The sequence below is a fragment of the Streptomyces sp. NPDC055239 genome (assembly GCF_053606205.1).
This window is the reverse complement of sequence record NZ_JBSGRD010000010.1, coordinates 174,255-193,000: the sequence shown is the minus strand read 5'-3', so window position 1 is coordinate 193,000 and position 18,746 is coordinate 174,255. Positions and strand designations below refer to the sequence as shown.

Below are 18,746 nucleotides of genomic sequence, written 5' to 3'. Positions count from 1 at the left end.
CCGACGTCCCTAACCCACCTTGCTCGCCTTCAGGGAGTACATGAGGGGGATGCGCGGTCGGTCCACGGGGAATTGGTAGACGCCGTCGCGGCGTTCGAGGGTGCCGAAGCGTGCGAAGAGCGTGGTGTCGTGCTCGTGGAGGAAGTCGATGCGCAGGCCGGCCGACGCAAGGGCCGAGACGACCTCGCCGACCGGGTGCTGCCATTCCACGGTGCGGTTGTGGACCGTGGGCGTCGTCGTGTCCGCGTAGCCGCCGGGGGCCTCGTCGATCCAGGCGTCGCGCGCGAAGTAGTCGTACGCGATCCGTGAGCCCGTCTCGTCGTCCAGGATGTCGGCGAGCGGGTGGAACTCCGCGAGGTAGAGGAAGCCGCCGGGCGCGACGAGCGCTGCTGCGGTCTCCGCCCAGCGCTGGATGTCGGGGAGCCAGCACAGGGCTCCCACTCCGGTGTAGACGATGTCGTACAAGGAGTCGGGCACCGCGTCCGCCGCGTCGTACACGTCGGCGGCGACGAAAGACGCCTGGTCGGCGCTGAGGCCGAGCTCGGCGGCGAGGTCGCGGGCCGCGTCGACTGCGGGTTCGGAGAAGTCGAGCCCGACCACGCGGGATGCGCCGTGCCGGGCCCAGGAGAGGGTGTCGAGGCCGATGTGGCACTGGAGATGGAGCAGCGAGCGCCCGGTGACGTCACCGACCTCCGCGAGCTCGTAGCCCCGCAGCGGGTCACTGCCGGAGCGGAAGGCTTCGAGGTCGTAGTAGTCACTGGCGAGGTGGAGGGGGACGCGCTCGTCCCAGCGTCTTCGGTTGGCCTCGCGCCAGTCGGCGGGGGTCGGTGAGTACATTCCAGAAAGTTATCCACAGGCTGGGGACCCTCGCCAGCGGATTGTCGGCGTGTGCGTGCACTATGGGGTTCATGAGCGACTTGGGTGCGGGTGCAGTGGATACGTCAGGTGCGGATGCGGGCGGGGGCGCGGAGATGCCGGAGTGGGAGAAGCGGTTCCGTGCGCCGCGGGTGTCCCTGCCCGACTGGGCGGAGGACGCTCCGGACCGCTCCCTGTTCGTCTCGAACGCGACAGGGACGTACGAGCTGTACGCATGGGACCGCGCCACCGGCGAGCAGCGCCAGGTGACGGACCGGCCGAACGGCACGACGGACGGACTGCTCTCGCCGGACGGCGAGTGGATCTGGTGGTTCAGCGACACGGACGGCGACGAGTTCGGCGTGTGGATGCGCCAGCCCTTCGCGGGCGGCGGCACCGACGAGCCCGCGGTGGCGGGGCTCGAAGCCTCGTATCCGGCGGGCCTCGTCCTCGCGCGGGACGGGCAGATGTCCGTCGTGGGCCGCTCGACGGACGAGGACGGCACGACGATCCACGTCGTACGTTCCCCGGGCGCGGACCCCGTCGAGATCTACCGCCACCGTGAGTCCGCGGGCGTCGGCGACCTCTCCCACGACGGCTCCTTGATCGCCGTCGAGCACACGGAGCACGGCGACGCGATGCACTCGACCCTCCGGGTGATCAGGCCGGACGGCTCCACGGTCGCCGAGCTCGACGACACCGAGGGCGGCACGGTCGAGCTCGGCCTCGAGGTCCTCGGTTTCGCGCCGGTCGACGGGGACACGCGGCTGCTCGTCGGGCATCAGCGGCGCGGTCGCTGGGAGCCCATGGTGTGGGACATCGCGTCGGGCAAGGAGACGGAGCTCGCGCTCGACCTGCCGGGTGACGTGAGCGCCGAGTGGTATCCGGACGGCTCGGCCCTGCTCATCGCGCACAGCTTCGAGGCCCGCAGCGAGCTGTTCCGTTACGTGTTCGCCTCCAGTGAGCTGATCGAGGTCGAGACACCCACGGGGTCGGTGTCGGGCGCGACGGCGCGGCCGGACGGCAGCGTGGAGTACCTGTGGTCGTCGGCCGCCGAGCCGCCGGTGGTGCGCTCGACGACGGGCGGCGTCGTGCTCGACCCGCCCGGCATGAAGGCCCCGGCCTCCGTGCCGGTTCAGGACGTGTGGGTGGAGGGACCCGGGGGCCGGGTCCACGCCCTCGTGCAGAAGCCTGCCGACGCGGCAGGCCCGCTCCCCACGATCTTCGAGATCCACGGCGGCCCGACGTGGCACGACAGCGACGCGTTCGCGGCGGGCCCGGCAGCCTGGGTCGACCATGGGTACGCGGTGGTGCGGGTCAACTACCGCGGTTCGACCGGGTACGGCCGCGAGTGGACGGACGCCCTCAAGCACCGCGTCGGCCTCATCGAGCTGGAGGACATCGCGGCGGTGCGGGAGTGGGCGGTGACGTCGGGCCTCTCGGACCCGGCCCGCATCATCCTGGCCGGCGGCTCCTGGGGCGGTTACCTCACGCTGCTCGGCGTCGGCACCCAGCCCGACGCGTGGGCGGTGGGCCTGGCCGCGGTGCCCGTCGCGGACTACGTGACGGCGTACCACGACGAGATGGAAGCCCTGAAGTCCATGGACCGCACCCTCCTCGGCGGTACGCCCGATGAGGTCCCGGAGCGCTTCGAGGCCTCGTCCCCCCTGACGTACGTGGACGCGGTGCGGGCGCCGGTCTACATCTCGGCGGGCGTGAACGACCCGCGCTGCCCGATCCGCCAGATCGACAACTACGTGGACCGGCTGGGGGCCCGGGGCGCCACGCACGAGGTGTACCGGTACGACGCGGGGCACGGCTCGCTCGTCGTGGACGAGCGGATCAAGCAGGTGCGGTTGGAACTGGACTTCGCCGAGCGCCACCTTCGCCGCTAGGAGCGCCACCTTCGCCACTAGGAGCGGCACCTTCGTCCTAGGAGCAGCACCTTCGCCGCTCGCCGGGAGAGGGGTGGCCGCGGGGGTTTCCCAACCCCCGCGGCCCGTCGCTCAGGGGCGCCCCCGTACCGTGGGGGTGTGTACCGGTTTCTGCTGACGCCCCGCTGGTGGGGGATCAACGTCTTCGTACTGCTGGCCATCCCCTTCTGCATCTTCATGGGGTCCTGGCAGCTGGGGCGGTTCGAGGACCGCGTCGAGGCGCATGACGCCGCGCAGGCACAGGCTGACCGGCAGGCGGCACCGTCCCGGTCAGAGGCGAAGGCCCGGCCGCTGGACTCGCTCCTGCCCGTGGACCAGGAGACGTCCGGGGAACGGACGTCGGCGAACGGGCGGTACGGCAAGCAACTCCTTGTGCCGGACCGGGAGTTGGACGACAAGTCCGGTTACTACGTCCTGACGCTCCTGCACACCGACAGCGGCAAGGACCTGCCCGTCGTGCGGGGCTGGCTCCCCGGGAACGCGAGTGCGGCGAAGGCTCCCCCGGCGCCTTCCGGTGAGGTCACCGTGACGGGCGTGCTCCAGGCCTCCGAGAGCCCTGGGTCCAACGGGGTCAGTTCGGCCGGAGGACTTCCGGAGGGGCAGCTCGGCGCCATCAGCGCGGCCTCACTGGTGAACGTGGTCCGGGACGATGTGTACGACGCCTGGGTCACGCTGGAGAAGGGCGACTCCGGGATGAAGGCGGTCCCGGCGGCCGCGCCCGCGAACACCGGTCTCGACCTCAAGGCCTTCCAGAACCTCGGTTACACCGGCGAGTGGTTCGTCTTCGCGGGGTTCGTCGTCTTCATGTGGTTCCGGTTGTTCCGCCGGGAGCGGGAGTTCGCACGGGACGCCGCGCTGGGGCTTCTGCCGGAGGAGCCTGCTGCCGCAGCTGGGGCTGCTCGCGGGGTCTGAGTCCCTGAAACGCCGAACGGGCTGGATAGATGTCCAGCCCGTCCGAACCTACGTCACCCACATCACCTGCAGCACTACGACGCCGACAGCATGCCCGTCCGGTAAACAGTCCCCGCACACGCGTTGCCGATCGTCGTGCCCGCGGCGGGCGTACCCGAGGCCGCCGTCAGGGACACCGTCACTCCGCCGTCAAGGACGCCGCCGTCACCGCGCATCATCTGCGGCTCCGTACCGTCCGGTGTGCCGCCGTCCGAGCCGCCGCCCTCCGTGGGAGTCGGGTCGGGCGTGGGCGGCTCGCCGCTGTCCGTCGGACACCCTTCAGAAGGCACCCAGGCGAACTTCACCTCGTACGCCTGCCCCGGCTGGAGGACCAGCGAGCTGACCGCCTGTGCCGGGTCCGGCAGGCCTGCCGCCGGGTCGCCCGCCACATGGTCGACGACACTGATCTTCCCGGGGTCGGCCGCACCGGTCGTGGACGTGCTCACGCTGCCGGGGGCGCTGACCGTACAGGTGGTCGAGGAGACGTTGGCGATGCGGAAGGTGCCGTACACCTTGCCGTCGCCCTCCGGGGCTCCCGCGCTACCGGCGGCGTTGCCGAGCTGGTCCATCGCGCAGGAGGCCGAGTCGACGGATGCCGTGCCCTCCGGGTCGGGACCACCAGTGGCACCGTCGCTGGACGCGCCCTTCCCCTTGCCGTCCTTCTTGCCCTTCTCGTCCTTCTTGTCCTTGGACTTCGAGGGGCCCGAGTCGCTGCCCTCGCCCTTCTTGCCGCCGTCAGGACCCTTGCCCTCGCTCGAACCGCCCTGCGTCTGCTCGCTGTTCCCGGCGATCGACGGCCGGTCGTCCGAGCCGCCGCCCGAGTTCGTGACGTGCACCAGAGCGGGGATGGCGGTGCCGATGAAGAGCGCGGCGGCCGCCATGCCGACGACGGCCTGGCGCTTGCGCGCCCGCCGTGCGGGCACCGCGTGGCGCAGACGCTCCAGGGCACGGTCGCCCGGCTCGATCTCCTGGACGGCCGTACGCATCAACCTGCGCAGCGCCAGCTCGTCGGCGCCGGAGCCAAAGCCGAAGTCGAAGCCGTCCTCGACGCCGAAGTCGGCACCCGAGGGCGAAGCGTCACCACTCTCCGCACCGGACGCCTTGCCAGGGCCCTTGCCCGAGGCCTCGCCGGACGCCTTAACGGCCTCCGCCTTGCCCCCGGCCTCATCCCCGGCCCCTGCCTCTATCTCTGCCCCGGACCCGTCTTCAGACGCGGTGGGCTCATCACCCTGACCGTGTTTCACAGTTCCGTCTCCAGCATGCTGCTCAAACTCGGCGCGCTCATCACGCTCATCGCGCTCGTCACGCCCATCACGCTCGCGTCCGTCCTCATGCTTGCTCATGCCGGTGCCTCCATGGCGATCCGCAGAGCCGCGATCCCGCGTGAGCCGTACGCCTTCACCGACCCGAGCGATATGCCGAGCGTCTCGGCGACCTGCGCCTCGGTCATGTCCGAGAAGTACCGCAGGACCAGGACCTCGCGCTGACGGCGCTGGAGGCCGCGCATGGCCTTGATCAGCTCGTCCCGCTCAAGAAGGTCGTACGCACCCTCCTCCGCGCTCGCCATGTCCGGCATCGGCTTCGAGAGGAGCTTCAGCCCGAGGATCCGGCGCCGCAGCGCGGACCGGGAGAGGTTGACGACGGTCTGACGCAGATAGGCGAGCGTCTTCTCCGGGTCCCGCACGCGTTTGCGCGCCGAGTGCACCCGGATGAACGCCTCCTGCACGACGTCCTCGCACGAGGCCGTGTCATCGAGAAGCAGCGCCGCCAGGCCGAGGAGCGACCTGTAGTGGGCGCGGTAGGTCTCGGTCAGGTGGTCGACTGTGGTGCCCGCACTCATCGCTTCCTCAGCGCCCTCGCGCTGGGTCGGGATGCGGGCCGATCTCGTAGTGGGCATGGGGGCGATCACCGGCATGCCGGCGGGCGCACGGGGACGGCGAGGCGGACGCAGGGCAATGCCCCTCGCCTGAACCGCTGTGAAATCGAGTACCTCTGCCACGCCTGTTGGACACGCCTACCCCCGGGAGGGTTGTACGCATCATGTGGTGCGTTTGCGGCAGGCACCGTCGCCGTTGGTGACGATGCATCAAATGCCCCCATGCGTACCAGCTCTTCCCCTATGCCCAATTTTCGCAGCGCTCAAGGTCACACCCCTGAAGGGCGATCGCAAAGACGCGCCCCGCCCAGCTGCCGGTTGCAGGGGACGGGGACGAATATTGCGAATCTTCGAACGCGGCAATGGTCCAGTTCAAGCGATCCTGGCCACCAAGTTGGACACAGAACTTACACAGATTCCGCAAAGGCTTTCACCCCGGGGAACATTCAGGACAAGATCCGCTCGCCAGACGACATACGTCTGTGCCTGTCTGCATCTTTCTGTCCCTGTCTGGACCAGCGCGAACCAGCCAGAGCTATCGCCCGGTGAACTCCCCCGCCACCAGCTCCGCGATCTGGACCGTGTTCAGCGCGGCCCCCTTGCGCAGGTTGTCCCCGCACACGAAGAGCTCCAGGGCCGTCGGATCGTCAAGCGCGCGCCGCACCCGGCCCACCCACGTGGGGTCGGTCCCCACCACGTCGGCGGGCGTCGGGAACTCACCGGCGGCCGGGTTGTCGAACAGCACGACGCCCGGCGCGGTGGCCAGGATCTCCCGCGCGCGGTCCACCGTGACCTCGTCCTCGAAGCGCGCGTGGACGGTCAGTGAGTGGGTGGTCACCACCGGCACCCGTACGCACGTGGCCGCGACCTTCAGATCGGGCAGGCCGAGGATCTTGCGGGACTCGTCCCGCACCTTCATCTCCTCGGACGACCACCCGTCGTCCCGCAGCGTCCCGGCCCACGGCACCACGTTCAGCGCCACGGGCTCCAGGAAGGGCCCGGTGTCGTCCCCGACAGCACGTCGCACGTCACCGGGGCTCGTGCCGAGTTCCGAACCCGCCACCAGCTTCATCTGCCGCCGCAGCGTGTCCACACCGTCCCGCCCGGCCCCGCTCACGGCCTGGTAGGAGGAGACGATCAGCTCGCGCAACCCGAACTCGGCATGCAGCGCGCCGATGGCCACGATCATCGAGAGGGTCGTGCAGTTGGGATTGGCGACGATGGCGCGCGGACGTACGCGCGCGGCGTGCGGATTGACCTCGGGGACGACCAGCGGCACGTCCGGGTCCATCCGGAAAGCGGCGGAGTTGTCCACGACGACAACGCCCTTGGACGCGGCAATGGGAGCCCACTGCGCGCTGACCTCGTCGGGCAGTTCGAACATGGCCACATCGACGCCGTCGAAGACGTCCTCGCTCAGCGCGAGGACCTCGACCTCCTCACCGCGCACCGCCAGCTTCTTGCCGGCCGAGCGCGGTGAGGCCACGAGTCGGATCTCGCCCCAGATGTCGGCGTGCTGCGACAGGATCTGGAGCATGACCGCGCCGACGGCCCCGGTCGCTCCGACGACCGCGAGCGTCGGCTTTCCGGTCATCGCCCGGTGCCTCCATAGACCACGGCCTCGTCCGTGTCGGAGTCGAGTCCGAAGGCCGAGTGCACGGCGCGCACGGACTCGTTCGCGTCATCGGCGCGGGTCACGACCGAGATGCGGATCTCGGAGGTCGAGATCAGCTCGATGTTCACGCCCGCGTCGCTGAGCGCCTCGAAGAAGGCGGCGGTGACGCCGGGGTTCGTCTTCATACCCGCGCCGACCAGCGAGATCTTGGCGATCTGGTCGTCGTAGCGAAGGGAGTCGAACCCGATGCCCGCGCGGGTCTTCTCCAGCGCGTCGATCGCCTTGCGGCCCTCGGCCTTGGGCAGCGTGAACGAGATGTCCGTGAGCCCGGTCGAGGCTGCCGACACGTTCTGCACGATCATGTCGATGTTGACCCCGGAATCCGCGATGGCGCGGAAGATCGAGGCGGCCTCACCCGGCTTGTCCGGCACGCCGACGACCGTGATCTTGGCCTCCGAGGTGTCGTGCGCGACACCGGAGATGATGGCCTGCTCCACCTTGCGGTCCCCTTGCGGTTCGTTGCTGACCCACGTGCCCTGAAGCCCACTGAAGGACGACCTGACGTGGATCGGGATGTTGTAACGGCGGGCGTACTCCACACAGCGGTGGAGCAGCACCTTGGACCCGGAGCTGGCGAGCTCCAGCATGTCCTCGAACGAGATCCAGTCGATCTTCTGGGCCTTCTTCACCACACGGGGATCGGCGGTGAAGACACCGTCGACGTCCGTGTAGATCTCGCAGACCTCTGCGTCGAGCGCGGCCGCGAGGGCGACAGCGGTCGTGTCGGATCCACCACGACCGAGCGTGGTGATGTTCTTGCCCTCCTGGCTGACGCCCTGGAACCCGGCGACGATGGCGATGTTGCCCTCGTCGATCGAGTCCCGGATGCGGCCCGGGGTGACATCGATGATCCGCGCTTTGTTGTGGACGGAGTCGGTGATGACACCGGCCTGGCTGCCCGTGAACGACTGGGCCGCGTGACCCAGGTTTTTGATCGCCATGGCCAGAAGGGCCATGGAGATCCGCTCCCCGGCGGTCAGCAGCATGTCGAATTCACGCCCGGCAGGAATCGGGGATACCTGCCCGGCAAGATCGATCAACTCATCCGTCGTGTCACCCATGGCGGACACCACGACAACGACCTGATGGCCGTTCTTCTTGGCGTCGACAATCCTCTTGGCGACCCGCTTGATGCCCTCGGCATCGGCTACGGAGGAGCCTCCGTACTTCTGCACGACAAGGCTCACGTGCGCTCCTCGCTCAGTCCGTCTCTTACCGCACTGCTGCGGTCGGCTCAGTCTAACGAGCGGCCGAAATTCGCCTCGCGAATATCACATGGTGAGATGTCCCGCCCACTACGTGATCACCCACAGGCATACGCCCCCGCTTGTCGGGAGGTACGTTTCGACCGCTCGGCTTGGCACATGCCCGCTGGGGAGTCGGACACTCCGGAAAGTGGGGCGGGTCACAGGTTCGGGCGGTTCCGGCCCGCGCGGCCCGCACGGCCCGCGCGGCGCAGCTCGGCCACGCGCTCGGTGACGTCCACGACGCCGTCCATCACGCCATCCGTCACGCCATCCGTCACGCCGTCGTCCGCTGCGGCGCGGGGTCGCGCGAGGAAGGTGTCCGGGATGGTCCGCCGGGCTTCCGCAGCTGCTTCCGCCGCCGCGTTCGCCGCAGCATCGGCCACGCACTGCTCGCAGTCGCAGGACTCGGTGTCGGCACGGCACTCGGCGCAAATGCCCTTGATCAACGTCACGGAGGTCTCGGGCTCTTCGCAGAGTCCGCAGACCATGACGGCACGGGTGACGCGGGCGCGGGCTCGGGTCGTGGAGTTCGGCTTGGGGTTCGGCTTGGGAGGCAACTTGCTCTCCAATCGGGTACGGGCGAGACCGCCCGGGTTGGTGACGGTGGGCGGCAGCCCCGTGGTGAGGGCGGCGGTGATGTCCTGCGGGGTGGCTCCACGGGCCAGCCATTCCGCTGCGCGGGGCTCCAACTGCTTGCACTCGCTCTCGGAGAGGGCCATGCGGCGGTCGGCGGTGCGGAGGTGGGTGAGGGTGCGGTAGGCGGTGCCGTCGGGCGCGGCCTCCGCTCCCTCCGGCTCCGGGGTCGGTTCGACGGCGCGGGCGAGACCCGACCGGTGCTCGTGGGTGACGTCCCGGCCGTGCCGAGCGCGGGCGAACTCGGCCCACCACTCCCCCGACCTGCGGATACGCGACCAGTACGTCCGGGTCACCCAGCGCATCGAGCTGTCCTCGACGGTGAGGTGCTCCTTGATCCACCGGAGGTGACCGGCCTCGGTCAGCCGTCGCAGCGAGGTGCGGACGGCTTGCTGCCCGTAGTGGGGATGCGCGGCGGCAAGGTCCTTGTAGCCCATCGCCGCGCCATCCTCCAGATGGTCGACGAAGACGGCGATATCGGCGTCACGCGGATGCAGATGCGCGAAATCCGCCTCTGCGTACGGTTCTTCGTCATCCGCAAGGCGCTTCCCGTAGCCGGTTTTGGCCAGGGGGTGGGACGGGGACGGCAGGACAGGATTAGGGTTGGCGTAAGCCACGGTCGACTCTCTTTCGATCCGTAGGACTAGGCCCCGGAGCCGGTGTTGGTGCACCGACCGGGGCTGTTCTATTGCCGCGAACCTAGAGCGCGTTCACGCTCCGCCGCAAGCTGACTACGGAACGTCACTCTTGAGGGTGACGCCCAGCTCAACTCCCGTTGCGGGTGGGTCGGTTGGTTTCTATCTACCTACCCACCAACCCACCCCAGGGAGGAGCTCGGGGCCCGGAGTCCGGGGCCCGGAACGCGAGCTCCGGGGGGAACCGCAGAAAAGTCCCGCTGGAGGCCCATGAGAGGCGTCGATTGGCGGGACTTTATTGCGATGGGGCGATCAGGGCTGGGTGGCGTGGGTGGCGTACGCCAGGAAGGTGGACCAGGCGGGGGCCGGGACGGTCAGGCGGGGGCCGGCCTCCGGCGCCCGCTGGATGTACTTCCTGGTGGCGCTGGGGCCGGGTTGCTGAGTGTGACGGAGGGGTGGTGGATGTCGGAGTTCTCGACTATTCTAAAAACTCAACTAGTCGGGGAGGCGAGGCAGGTGCCGGAGTTCAGTTCCGCCTGGATGCGTGCGGCGCTGCCGTTGTGCCTGCTCGGGATGTTGGAGCGCGGCGAGAGTTATGGGTACGCGCTGTTGCAGGAGTTGGGCGCGGCCGGGTTGGCCAATGCCAAAGCGGCCACGCTCTATCCGGCCCTGACCCGGCTGGAAGAGGAAGGTGCCGTCGACATCCGCTGGAGCGCGGGCGAGGGCGGACCCGGCCGGAAGTACTACAGCCTCACCGAATCGGGGCGCGAGCGCTTGGCCGTCGAATATCACGCTTGGCGGGACTTCCACGGCGTGGTGACGGCCTTGGCCGGTTCGGAAGATCAACGAGAACTGGGGGAACGCGATGATGCGCACGAACGGCGCGGAGCAGAAGAAGCAGACGCAGGCGCAGGGGCAGATGTCTGACTGGGCCAGCGGCGACGACGCTCAGTGGGCCGCCGAGTTCGAGCTGGCGTTGGTCGTGGAGCACACGCCGCCCGCCGGGCTCGCCGAGCAGGTGTTGGAGGAGGCCCGGCTGACCGCCGCCGAGGCGGAGGCACCCGTCCGGGAGATCTTCGGCGACCCCGCCGCATACGCAGAGACCGTGGCCGCCGAGCGGATCGACGAGGCTCATCGCAGCACCGTCGACCTCGAAGGCTTCGCCGCCGGTGACCGGTTCACCAGCTCGTTGTTGCTGGCCGGCGGCCAGGTCATCCTGTTCGGTGTGGTGCTGTGGGTGAGCAACGGGTTCCGGGTGAACGTCGGTTGGCCCACAGGAGGCGCCGGTCTGCTGCTCGCCGCGCTCATCGTGCTCGTCACCGGCGTCATCCCCGAGCTGCGTGCGGCGGGGCGGCTTCGGGCCCGCCGGATAGCGATCGCCTGCGCCGCGGTGCTCGTGGTGGCCTGCGCCGTGGGGTTCACCGCCATACCTCGTGGGCCCCAAGTAAGCGTTCCGGCACCCGCGTTGCTCGTCGTGGGCGCGTTGCTCGGGGTGCTGGGGTGGCGAATCTCCCCTGAGCGTGTCGGGCGATGGTTCCGTGGGCGGGCCGTTCCTGCCGAGGCGATGCGGGATGACGACGAGGCCTGGCTGGAGCGGCTCAACGCGTTGCTGCGGGGGCGGCACCGGATGTCCGCGAGGGACGCCGGGCGCTGTGTGACCGAGGCGCGGGACCATCTCGCCGCATCGGGCGGGAGCGCGGCGGGAGAGTTCGGGGACGTCGAGGTCTACGCGCTTCGGCTCAGCGAAGGGCCGGGGAAGACGCAGCGTGCGGCACGGGCCGAGGTGGTGCCCACGATCCTGTTCACCGCGGGACTTCTCTGGTGGGGTTTCGACCTGTTCAGTCCGCCGGAGCCCACGTCCTTCTGGTTCTGGGCCAAGGCCGCCGTGCTGGTGGCAGGCATATGCGGTTGGGCCATCACCACATGGTCGCTGTGGCGGAAGCTGCGGCGGGGCGGCGACTCAGGCGCCAAGGCCTGATCCTGCGCCGCCCGCCCGCCCGCCCTCCGTTCGTGCCTACTGCACCGAGCGCAGGCCCAGGGGCCCGGCGATCTCCTCCGCCATGACCTTGCCCGCGGCCTCGGCGAGGGCGTCCTCGGCCAGGTCCTCGTCGGTGTCGAGGCCGTTGAGGTCTTCGAGGGGCTGGTTCAGGCGGACGTGGGCGACCAGGGACTGGAGGGCCCGCAGGGCGCCCGAAGCGGTGGAGCCCCAGTTCGAGAAGTACGAGAACTGCCACCACCAGAGGGCCTCGACCGTGCGGCCCGCGCGGTAGTGGGCCAGGCCGTGGGAGAGGTCGGCGACCACGTCGGCCAGGTCGTCCGAGATGCGGCAGGCCACGGGGGCCTTGCGGGGTTCGTACGGGTCGAAGACCTCGGAGTAGACGTCGATCGGCTCCAGCATGGCGGCCAGGCGTTCGCGCAGGTCGTCCACGTCTCGCTCCGGGCCGAGATCCGGCTCGTAGCGCTCCTCGGGGACGATGTCCTCGTGTGCGCCAAGGCGTCCGCCGGCGAGGAGGAGTTGGGAGACCTCAAGGAGGAGGAAGGGGACGGCGGAGTCCGGCTCGTCGCCCTTCGCGACCTCGGTCACCGCGACGATGAAGCTCTCGATCTGGTCCGAGATCTGCACCGCGAAGGAGTCCGGGTCCTGGGCGGAGGCGTGCAGAAGGACCGTCTGATCGGAGGCGACGATCGTTTCGGGGGCGGCCATCGGCTCGGGCGTGAGGACCGGCTCCATCGAATCGGGGGCGGTCGTCGCTTCCGGCTGAGTGGACTGCTCTGGCTGGTTCTTAGACATCTAGGAGTCGTCTCCCCTCGAAGGCGCGGCCCAGGGTGACCTCGTCCGCGTATTCCAGATCTCCCCCGACAGGGAGCCCGCTGGCCAGGCGGGTGACCTTCAGGCCCATGGGCTTGATCATGCGCGCGAGGTACGTCGCTGTGGCCTCCCCTTCCAGGTTCGGGTCCGTGGCGAGGATCAGCTCGGTGACCGTGCCGTCCGCCAGGCGCGCGAGCAGCTCTCGTATACGCAGGTCGTCCGGGCCGACGCCCTCGATGGGGCTGATCGCTCCACCCAGTACGTGGTACTTCCCCCGGAACTCGCGCGTACGCTCGATCGCCACGACGTCCTTGGGCTCCTCGACCACGCAGATGACGGTCAGGTCGCGGCGGGGGTCGCGGCAGATGTTGCAGAGCTCTTCCTGCGCGACGTTGCCGCAGGTCGCGCAGAAGCGGACCTTGTCCTTGACCTCGAGGAGGGCGTGCGCGAGGCGGCGTACGTCCGTGGGCTCCGTCTGCAGGATGTGGAAGGCGATCCGCTGCGCGCTCTTGGGACCGACGCCGGGCAGCCTGCCCAACTCGTCGATGAGGTCCTGAACCACGCCTTCGTACACGGGGTGCCTTTCCTGCTTTTGCCGAGTATCACACTTTGGTACGTACGGTAGTTGGCCGGTGGCCCTCTTAGAAGGGAAGGCCCGGCATACCGCCGCCGCCCAGACCCTGTGCGAGCGGTCCGAGCTTCTGCTGCTGGAGCGCCTGCGCGTTCTCGTTCGCCGCCTGGACAGCCGCGACGACCAGGTCCGAGAGGGTCTCGGTGTCTTCCGGGTCGACGGCCTTGGGGTCGATCACGAGGCCGCGCAGCTCACCGGAGCCGGTGACCGTCGCCTTGACGAGACCGCCGCCCGCCTGTCCTTCGACCTCCGTGCGCGCGAGCTCCTCCTGAGCGGTCGCGAGATCCTGCTGCATCTTCTGGGCCTGCTGAAGCAGCTGCTGCATGTCGGGCTGGCCACCACCGGGGATCACGATCAGCTCCTGTCTCGAAAGGTCTCGAATGGTCTGGGACGGTCTGTGGAGGTATTTACGGTGGATTTTCCACCTGGAACGAGCCTACGTGGTCGAGGGACCCCTCGCCCCAGCACTCTTTCGAGTGAGATCAGCCGTACTCCTATACCTGATCAAGCCCCACTTCCGGGCGGAAATACCGCGATACCGGGCTCACGGCCACCCATTGGGCGGTAGGACTGGGGCTGCGCATGAGCAGATGACGTTCAGTCGCTTCCGCACCATCAGCACTATCAGCACCATCAAGGATCTCGTAGAGGTAGAGGGAGTGCCGGGTGAGCCAGCCGGAGATGCAGCCCGAGGGGGTGCCCCAGGAGGGGCAGGGTGCCGGGGCGGGTGCGGACGGCTCTCGGCTCGGGGATCTGGCGGGGCGCGCCTTCCCCGCCGGCGACTGGGGTGAGCCCACGGCGCGGCTCGACGAGCTGTACCGGTGGGTGGAGCGGGGCGCGCTCGACACCGCGGAGTGGTATCTGTCCGACCGGGCCTGGAAGCGGCGCGGGGCGCGGCTCTCGCGGGTCGGGGCAGCGGTGGGGGCCGTGGGTGCGGGGGTGCTTCCGCTGCTCGATCTGGCGGGGGCGGCGGGGGGTGTCGCCACGTGGGGGTTCGTCTCGCTGCTCGCGGGGGCCGCGTGCGTGGGGTGCGACCGGTTCTTCGGGCTCACGTCCGGGTGGATGCGGGACGTGGCCACCGCGCAGGCCGTGCAGCGGCGGCTTCAGGTGCTGCAGTTCGACTGGGCTTCGGAGAGCGTGCGGGAGGTTCTCGGGCCGACCGAGGGGACTGCCAGTGAGGCCGCCGATCGGTGCCTCGGGGTGCTTCGGCGGTTCTCCGAGGATGTGACGGAGCTTGTGCGGGCCGAGACCGCGGACTGGATGGTGGAGTTCCGGTCGGGCCCCGCGCCGTTGGCCATGCAGGCCGTGGTTCCGGCCTCCCGGGGGGAGGCGGGCGCTCCCCCGGTTCGGGCCGCACTGCCGCCGGGGGCCCGGCCCAATATGCCCCGGCAACGGCCGCCGGAGCCTCGGTGAAGTGAGGGGAATGGGGGCGGGGGCGGGGGCTGGGGGTTGTCGGGCCCAGCCCCCGGTCCTCGAACACCGGACGGGCTGAGAGTCGTCAGCTGTAGATGATCATTGAGCCTTGCGCCAGGCTTCGGGTGGTTGCCGCGTGGAGGCCCAGCCATACGTGGCGTTCCCTCGCGAAGGGGCTGTCGTCCGGTGGGGCCGGGGCCGCCGGTTCCTCCAGGGATGTGGGCGCCTCGGGGGGTGTCGGAGGGCGAGGAGGGTTGGACGCGTCGATGCCGATGGACGCGGCCACGAACTCCAGCTCCCGCAGGAGTGCGTGGGCCGAGCCCAATGGGCCGCCACCCGCGAGGAGTTCGTCGTTCGAGAGAGGGGCGGGGAAGTCGACCGGGACGTACGCCCCCGCGTGGTCGTAGTGCCAGACGAGGTGCGACTGCTGGGCCGTCGTGTCGAACATCTCCAGCAACTGCTCGTAGTCACCGCCCAGTTCGTCCACCGGCGTGACCTCAAGGCCGCAGACCTGGAGCAGATACGCCCGGCGCAGGAAATGCAGCGCGTCGTAGTCGAAGCCCGCCACCGGGGCCACGTCACCGGAGAGGCCCGGCATGTAGGCGAAGACGGGGACGGGGGGCAGGCCTGCCTCGTGCAGCGCCTTGTCGTACACCGCGATCTCTTCGGCGAAGGGATTGTCGGGGCTGTGGCACAGCACGTCGACGAGCGGGACCAGCCACAGGTCACAGGCCAAGGGGGCTCCTCAGGTCAGGCTCATGTCCGGCTCATGTCGGACATCGGACGTTCCTCGCGTTCAGGCAGCGTAGTCCGGGCAGGTGCCCCCTAGCTGCCCCCGTGCAGATCCCAGATCCACACCCCGTCTACCCACTTTCCGGGCCGGTCAAGGAGTTCATCCACCGTCTCCCGCAGCGCGGCGTCGTGCCTCTGCGGCGCGAGGACCACTACACCCGCGTTCCAGTACGTCAGATCCTCGCGCGCCGCCCTGCGCCAGGCGTCCGTTATCCGCGGTGCGCGGCCCGCCGAGCGGACGTCCTGGAGGAGGTTCGACGTGTTGCGGGGCGAGGCGCCGTAGATGCCGATGCGGTCGGGGCCCCACGGCCCGTTGAAGTAGCCGCCGGGCAGGCGGAAGTCCAGGTCGGCGGTTGTCTGCCAGTGCAGGGCATCCGCGCCTGCCGGGTCCGGGAGCGGTACCGGTACGAGGGCCTCGCCGTCCCCCAGATACTTCTTCCAGGTCCCGTCGGCGATGAACGCGGGGGTCTGTACCCGGTCCACCGCCCGCAGCGGCGCCGGCACGATCGGCAGGAGCGCGAGGGCGACCGCGCCCACGCCCGCGTACCGCGTGGCCGTCATCCGGCGGGCGGGAGCGAGCAGCCGCGCCAGCGCGAGCGCGACGAGCATGCCGAGCGCAGGGGCGCACAGCATCGCCACCCGCGACTCGATGACCGACTCGAAGAGGGGTGCGTGCGCCAGGGGTGCCCACGGGCCTGGGAGCACGGTGTCCGTCATGGGGATGCGGAACTTCGGGCCCAGGGAGAGGAACGCCGCCGCGACGGCGGTGAACGCCAGCGCCTTCACCACCGCACGCTCCCAGAGACGTACGACGATCGCGAAGGCGAGGGCGACCAGGGGCCAGCCGTAGAAGGCGTTCTGCTCGGTGGGGTTCGCCGCGAGGGCGCGCGCGGTCTGCTCGCTGCCCGCGAGCGAGCGTTCCGCGAAGGAGAGGAGCGCGAGCGGGCTGTTGCCCGCGTCGTCGCCGTGCAGCACGCTCGTGTAGCTCTGCGGGCCGAAGAACTGCCAGTAGAGCGGAAAGGCGACCAGCGGGACAGTGACCGCGACAGCCACGCCGAGGCCGCGCGCCAGAGGCCGGATCGCCGCCCTCGCCACATCCCTGCGCGCGATCCCGTACGCCGCCGCGAACAGCAGCAGGCCGAGCGCCGCGAGCAGCAGCGGCTCCTCGCCGAGGAAGATCTGGTAGGTGGTGAAGAGGCCGAGGACGACTCCGTCGCGTACGACCCTCGTGCCCTCGCCGTCTCTTTCGGTGTCGCCTTCGCCCCCGCAGAGGCGCAGCGCCCTGTCGATGATCAGCGGGATCATGAACAGGACCATGAAGTTCGGGTGCGCGTGGGCGTGGCTGATCATGGGTGGCGCGAAGGCGGCGAGCGCCGCGCCGACGGCTGCCGCGCCCCGGTGACGTACGAGACGCCTGAGGATCAGCCAGTACCAGGCGACGGCGGTCGCGGCCAGGCCCAGCGTCATCGCCGCGTTCAGGGCGACGGCGGGCCCGAAGAGCCAGGTCACGGGGGCGAGGGGGACGGAGAGCCCGAGCATGACCGTGTTGGCCATGAGGTTCACGCCGTCGGGATAGTTCTGGAGGGTCGTGAAGAGGGGGTTGTGGAGGTGGCGGATGTTGTCCGCCGTCACCGCGAAGAACCACTCCCACTGGTTCTGGTCCTGGAGGGAGTCCGGGAGATAGCGGTCGTCCGGCGCGATCAGGCGGCCCGAGTAGAGGACGACGGCCAGGGACAGGAAGACCGCCGCGACGAGCAGGTCCCTGCGGGGGACGGTGCGGATCTTGAGCGAGGTCAGTTCGGCGAGGACCTTCACGTAGTCGAAGGGGCGGACCTTCGAGCCCTCCTGGTGCGCCCAGCGCACCGGCACCTCGGCGACCGGCCAGCCGGAGCGGCGGAAGTAATGCAGTATCTCGACGTCTATCCCCCAGCCGCGGAGGCGGGACGCGGCGAAGGCCTCACGGACACGGTCGCCGTCGAAGAGCTTGAAGCCGCACTGGGTGTCGCGGACTCCGGGGACGGCGACCGTACGTATCAGGAGGTTGCCGCTGCGGCCGAGCAGTTCGCGCAGGCGGTGCTGGTGGCTCTCGATCGTCGCGCCGGGGCGGGCGCGGGAGCCGATGGCGGCCGTGTGGCCGTCGGCGAGCGCCTTGTCGAGGCACTCCAGTTCCTCGATGGGGGTGGCGAGGTCGGCGTCGGTGATCAGTACGCGGTCGCCGCGTGACGCCAGGACGCCCAGGCGCAGGGCGTGGCCCTTGCCGAGGTTGCGGGGGGAGTGGATGAGCTGGACGCGGGGGTCGGCGGCCTCGGCGTCCGCGGCGATGTCGAGGGTGGCGTCGGTGGAGCCGTCGTCGACGACGATCAGCTCCCATCGGGCGTGGGCGCCTTGCGCGCCTTCCGTGGAGCCTTCTCCGCCCTCTAGATACGCGCGGATCGCGTCGAGCGTGGGAGCCAGGCGCCGTTCCTCGTTGTAGGCGGGGACGACGACCGTCAGGTCCACACTCATGCAGCGGCCGCTAGACGTTCGATGAGGGCGAGCGAGTGGGCGTTGTACTCGGCGATGATCGCGTGCGCGGCCTCGGGGTCGCGGTGCGCGAGGGCGTCGACGAGCTCGGTGTGCCGGGCCCAGAGGGTGCCGCGCAGGTCGCCGTCGCCGCGTTCGACGGCGCGGCGGAGGTAGGTGACGGCGCAGACCCAGGACTGGACGCGGATGCGGTGCAGGAAGTCCGAGAGGTAGGCGTTGCCGAAGAGGGCGCTGAGCTCGCGCCAGAAGCGGAGGTCGTAGCCGATGAGGACGTTCAGGTCGCCCGCGCAGGCGGCGCGGGCGGCTTCCTCGCCTCGGCGGCGTACGGAAAGGAGCGCGGCGGAGGCTTCGCTCTGGGGCTTGGGTCCCAGCGGGGTGCCGTTCCTCGCGAGGTCGCGGAAGATTCCGTCGGCGACGAGTCTGCGGGCCTCCAGCATGCCGCGGTAGTCCGCGAGGGAGTGCTCGTGGACGCGGTAGCCGCGGTGCTGGTCGGCGTCGAGGAGGCCTTGCGCCGCGAGATTCACCAGGGCCTCACGGACCGGGGTCGCGGAGACGCCGTACTGCTCGGCGATCTCCTTGACCGTGAACTCCTGCCCCGGCTCCAGACGGCCGCCGAGGATCTCGTCGCGCAGCGCGTCGGCGATCTGCTGGCGCAGGGTGCTGCGGATGACGGCGGGGGCGGCGGGGCCGTCGGTGCCGGGCATCTGGGTTCCCTCGTGGAGTCGTCTCGGTGTTCGTCGTCTTGTTGCTTACGAGCACGTCAGACTACGCG

Annotated in this window: 17 protein-coding genes; 5 read left to right on the top strand and 12 right to left on the bottom strand. The window is 69.8% G+C overall.

What is annotated here, in order from left to right:
* Positions 1-9: 9 nt before the first annotated feature.
* On the bottom strand, positions 10-837 hold the full coding sequence (locus ACWFRJ_RS29170; RefSeq protein WP_453537219.1) for a class I SAM-dependent methyltransferase: 828 nt from the start codon (positions 835-837) through the stop codon (positions 10-12).
* Between the two features lie 134 nt (positions 838-971).
* On the opposite strand from ACWFRJ_RS29170, the gene ACWFRJ_RS29165 reads away from it, so the two are divergent.
* A complete protein-coding gene (locus tag ACWFRJ_RS29165; protein WP_453537655.1) occupies positions 972-2,750 on the top strand; it encodes a prolyl oligopeptidase family serine peptidase in 1,779 nt (592 codons plus the stop codon).
* Positions 2,751-2,888: 138 nt separating this feature from the next.
* A complete protein-coding gene (locus ACWFRJ_RS29160) occupies positions 2,889-3,701 on the top strand; it encodes an SURF1 family protein (protein WP_453537217.1) in 813 nt (270 codons plus the stop codon).
* Positions 3,702-3,775: 74 nt separating this feature from the next.
* On the opposite strand, the gene ACWFRJ_RS29155 is transcribed toward ACWFRJ_RS29160, so the two are convergent.
* The 5 genes from ACWFRJ_RS29155 to ACWFRJ_RS29135 all read right to left on the bottom strand — a co-directional run bounded on the left by ACWFRJ_RS29155 (position 3,776) and on the right by ACWFRJ_RS29135 (position 9,788).
* Complete coding sequence (locus tag ACWFRJ_RS29155) at positions 3,776-5,083, bottom strand: hypothetical protein (protein WP_453537214.1); 1,308 nt, start codon at positions 5,081-5,083, stop codon at positions 3,776-3,778.
* Complete coding sequence (locus tag ACWFRJ_RS29150; protein ID WP_453537211.1) at positions 5,080-5,739, bottom strand: SigE family RNA polymerase sigma factor; 660 nt, start codon at positions 5,737-5,739, stop codon at positions 5,080-5,082. The genes ACWFRJ_RS29155 and ACWFRJ_RS29150 overlap by 4 nt, the downstream gene beginning before the upstream one ends.
* Positions 5,740-6,151: 412 nt before the next feature.
* On the bottom strand, positions 6,152-7,210 hold the full coding sequence (locus ACWFRJ_RS29145) for an aspartate-semialdehyde dehydrogenase (protein ID WP_453537208.1): 1,059 nt from the start codon (positions 7,208-7,210) through the stop codon (positions 6,152-6,154).
* Positions 7,207-8,478, bottom strand: a complete 1,272-nt coding sequence (locus ACWFRJ_RS29140; protein ID WP_453537205.1) for an aspartate kinase — start codon at positions 8,476-8,478, stop codon at positions 7,207-7,209. The genes ACWFRJ_RS29145 and ACWFRJ_RS29140 overlap by 4 nt, the downstream gene beginning before the upstream one ends.
* Before the next feature lie 218 nt (positions 8,479-8,696).
* Positions 8,697-9,788: a hypothetical protein gene (locus ACWFRJ_RS29135; RefSeq protein ID WP_453537202.1), complete on the bottom strand. Its 1,092-nt coding sequence runs from the start codon at positions 9,786-9,788 to the stop codon at positions 8,697-8,699.
* A 480-nt stretch (positions 9,789-10,268) separates the two neighbouring features.
* On the opposite strand from ACWFRJ_RS29135, the gene ACWFRJ_RS29130 reads away from it, so the two are divergent.
* Positions 10,269-10,733 carry a PadR family transcriptional regulator gene (locus ACWFRJ_RS29130; protein WP_453537199.1) on the top strand — a complete coding sequence of 155 codons (465 nt, stop codon included), beginning with the start codon at positions 10,269-10,271 and terminating at the stop codon, positions 10,731-10,733.
* Positions 10,675-11,784: a hypothetical protein gene (locus ACWFRJ_RS29125; protein ID WP_453537196.1), complete on the top strand. Its 1,110-nt coding sequence runs from the start codon at positions 10,675-10,677 to the stop codon at positions 11,782-11,784. Before ACWFRJ_RS29130 ends, ACWFRJ_RS29125 begins: the two co-directional genes overlap by 59 nt.
* A 36-nt stretch (positions 11,785-11,820) precedes the next feature.
* Here the strand turns inward: ACWFRJ_RS29125 and ACWFRJ_RS29120 are convergent, their stop codons facing one another.
* From ACWFRJ_RS29120 to ACWFRJ_RS29110, 3 genes are all read right to left on the bottom strand, one after another.
* Positions 11,821-12,510: a DUF5063 domain-containing protein gene (locus tag ACWFRJ_RS29120; protein WP_453537653.1), complete on the bottom strand. Its 690-nt coding sequence runs from the start codon at positions 12,508-12,510 to the stop codon at positions 11,821-11,823.
* A gap of 79 nt (positions 12,511-12,589) precedes the next feature.
* Positions 12,590-13,189: a recombination mediator RecR gene (gene recR, locus ACWFRJ_RS29115; protein WP_453537193.1), complete on the bottom strand. Its 600-nt coding sequence runs from the start codon at positions 13,187-13,189 to the stop codon at positions 12,590-12,592.
* 67 nt (positions 13,190-13,256) lie between these two features.
* On the bottom strand, positions 13,257-13,598 hold the full coding sequence (locus ACWFRJ_RS29110) for a YbaB/EbfC family nucleoid-associated protein (RefSeq protein ID WP_389902244.1): 342 nt from the start codon (positions 13,596-13,598) through the stop codon (positions 13,257-13,259).
* Positions 13,599-13,912: 314 nt separating this feature from the next.
* Between ACWFRJ_RS29110 and ACWFRJ_RS29105 the strand changes: the two genes are divergently transcribed.
* On the top strand, positions 13,913-14,659 hold the full coding sequence (locus tag ACWFRJ_RS29105; RefSeq protein ID WP_453537190.1) for an SLATT domain-containing protein: 747 nt from the start codon (positions 13,913-13,915) through the stop codon (positions 14,657-14,659).
* An 85-nt stretch (positions 14,660-14,744) separates the two neighbouring features.
* Here the strand turns inward: ACWFRJ_RS29105 and ACWFRJ_RS29100 are convergent, their stop codons facing one another.
* The 3 genes from ACWFRJ_RS29100 to ACWFRJ_RS29090 form a co-directional block, all read right to left on the bottom strand.
* Entirely contained in the window at positions 14,745-15,395 is a 651-nt protein-coding gene (locus tag ACWFRJ_RS29100) for a hypothetical protein (protein WP_453537187.1), read from the bottom strand.
* Positions 15,396-15,484: 89 nt separating this feature from the next.
* On the bottom strand, positions 15,485-17,956 hold the full coding sequence (locus ACWFRJ_RS29095) for a dolichyl-phosphate beta-glucosyltransferase (protein ID WP_453537184.1): 2,472 nt from the start codon (positions 17,954-17,956) through the stop codon (positions 15,485-15,487).
* On the bottom strand, positions 17,953-18,678 hold the full coding sequence (locus ACWFRJ_RS29090; protein WP_453537181.1) for a GntR family transcriptional regulator: 726 nt from the start codon (positions 18,676-18,678) through the stop codon (positions 17,953-17,955). The genes ACWFRJ_RS29095 and ACWFRJ_RS29090 overlap by 4 nt, the downstream gene beginning before the upstream one ends.
* Between the last annotated feature and the right edge of the window lie 68 nt (positions 18,679-18,746).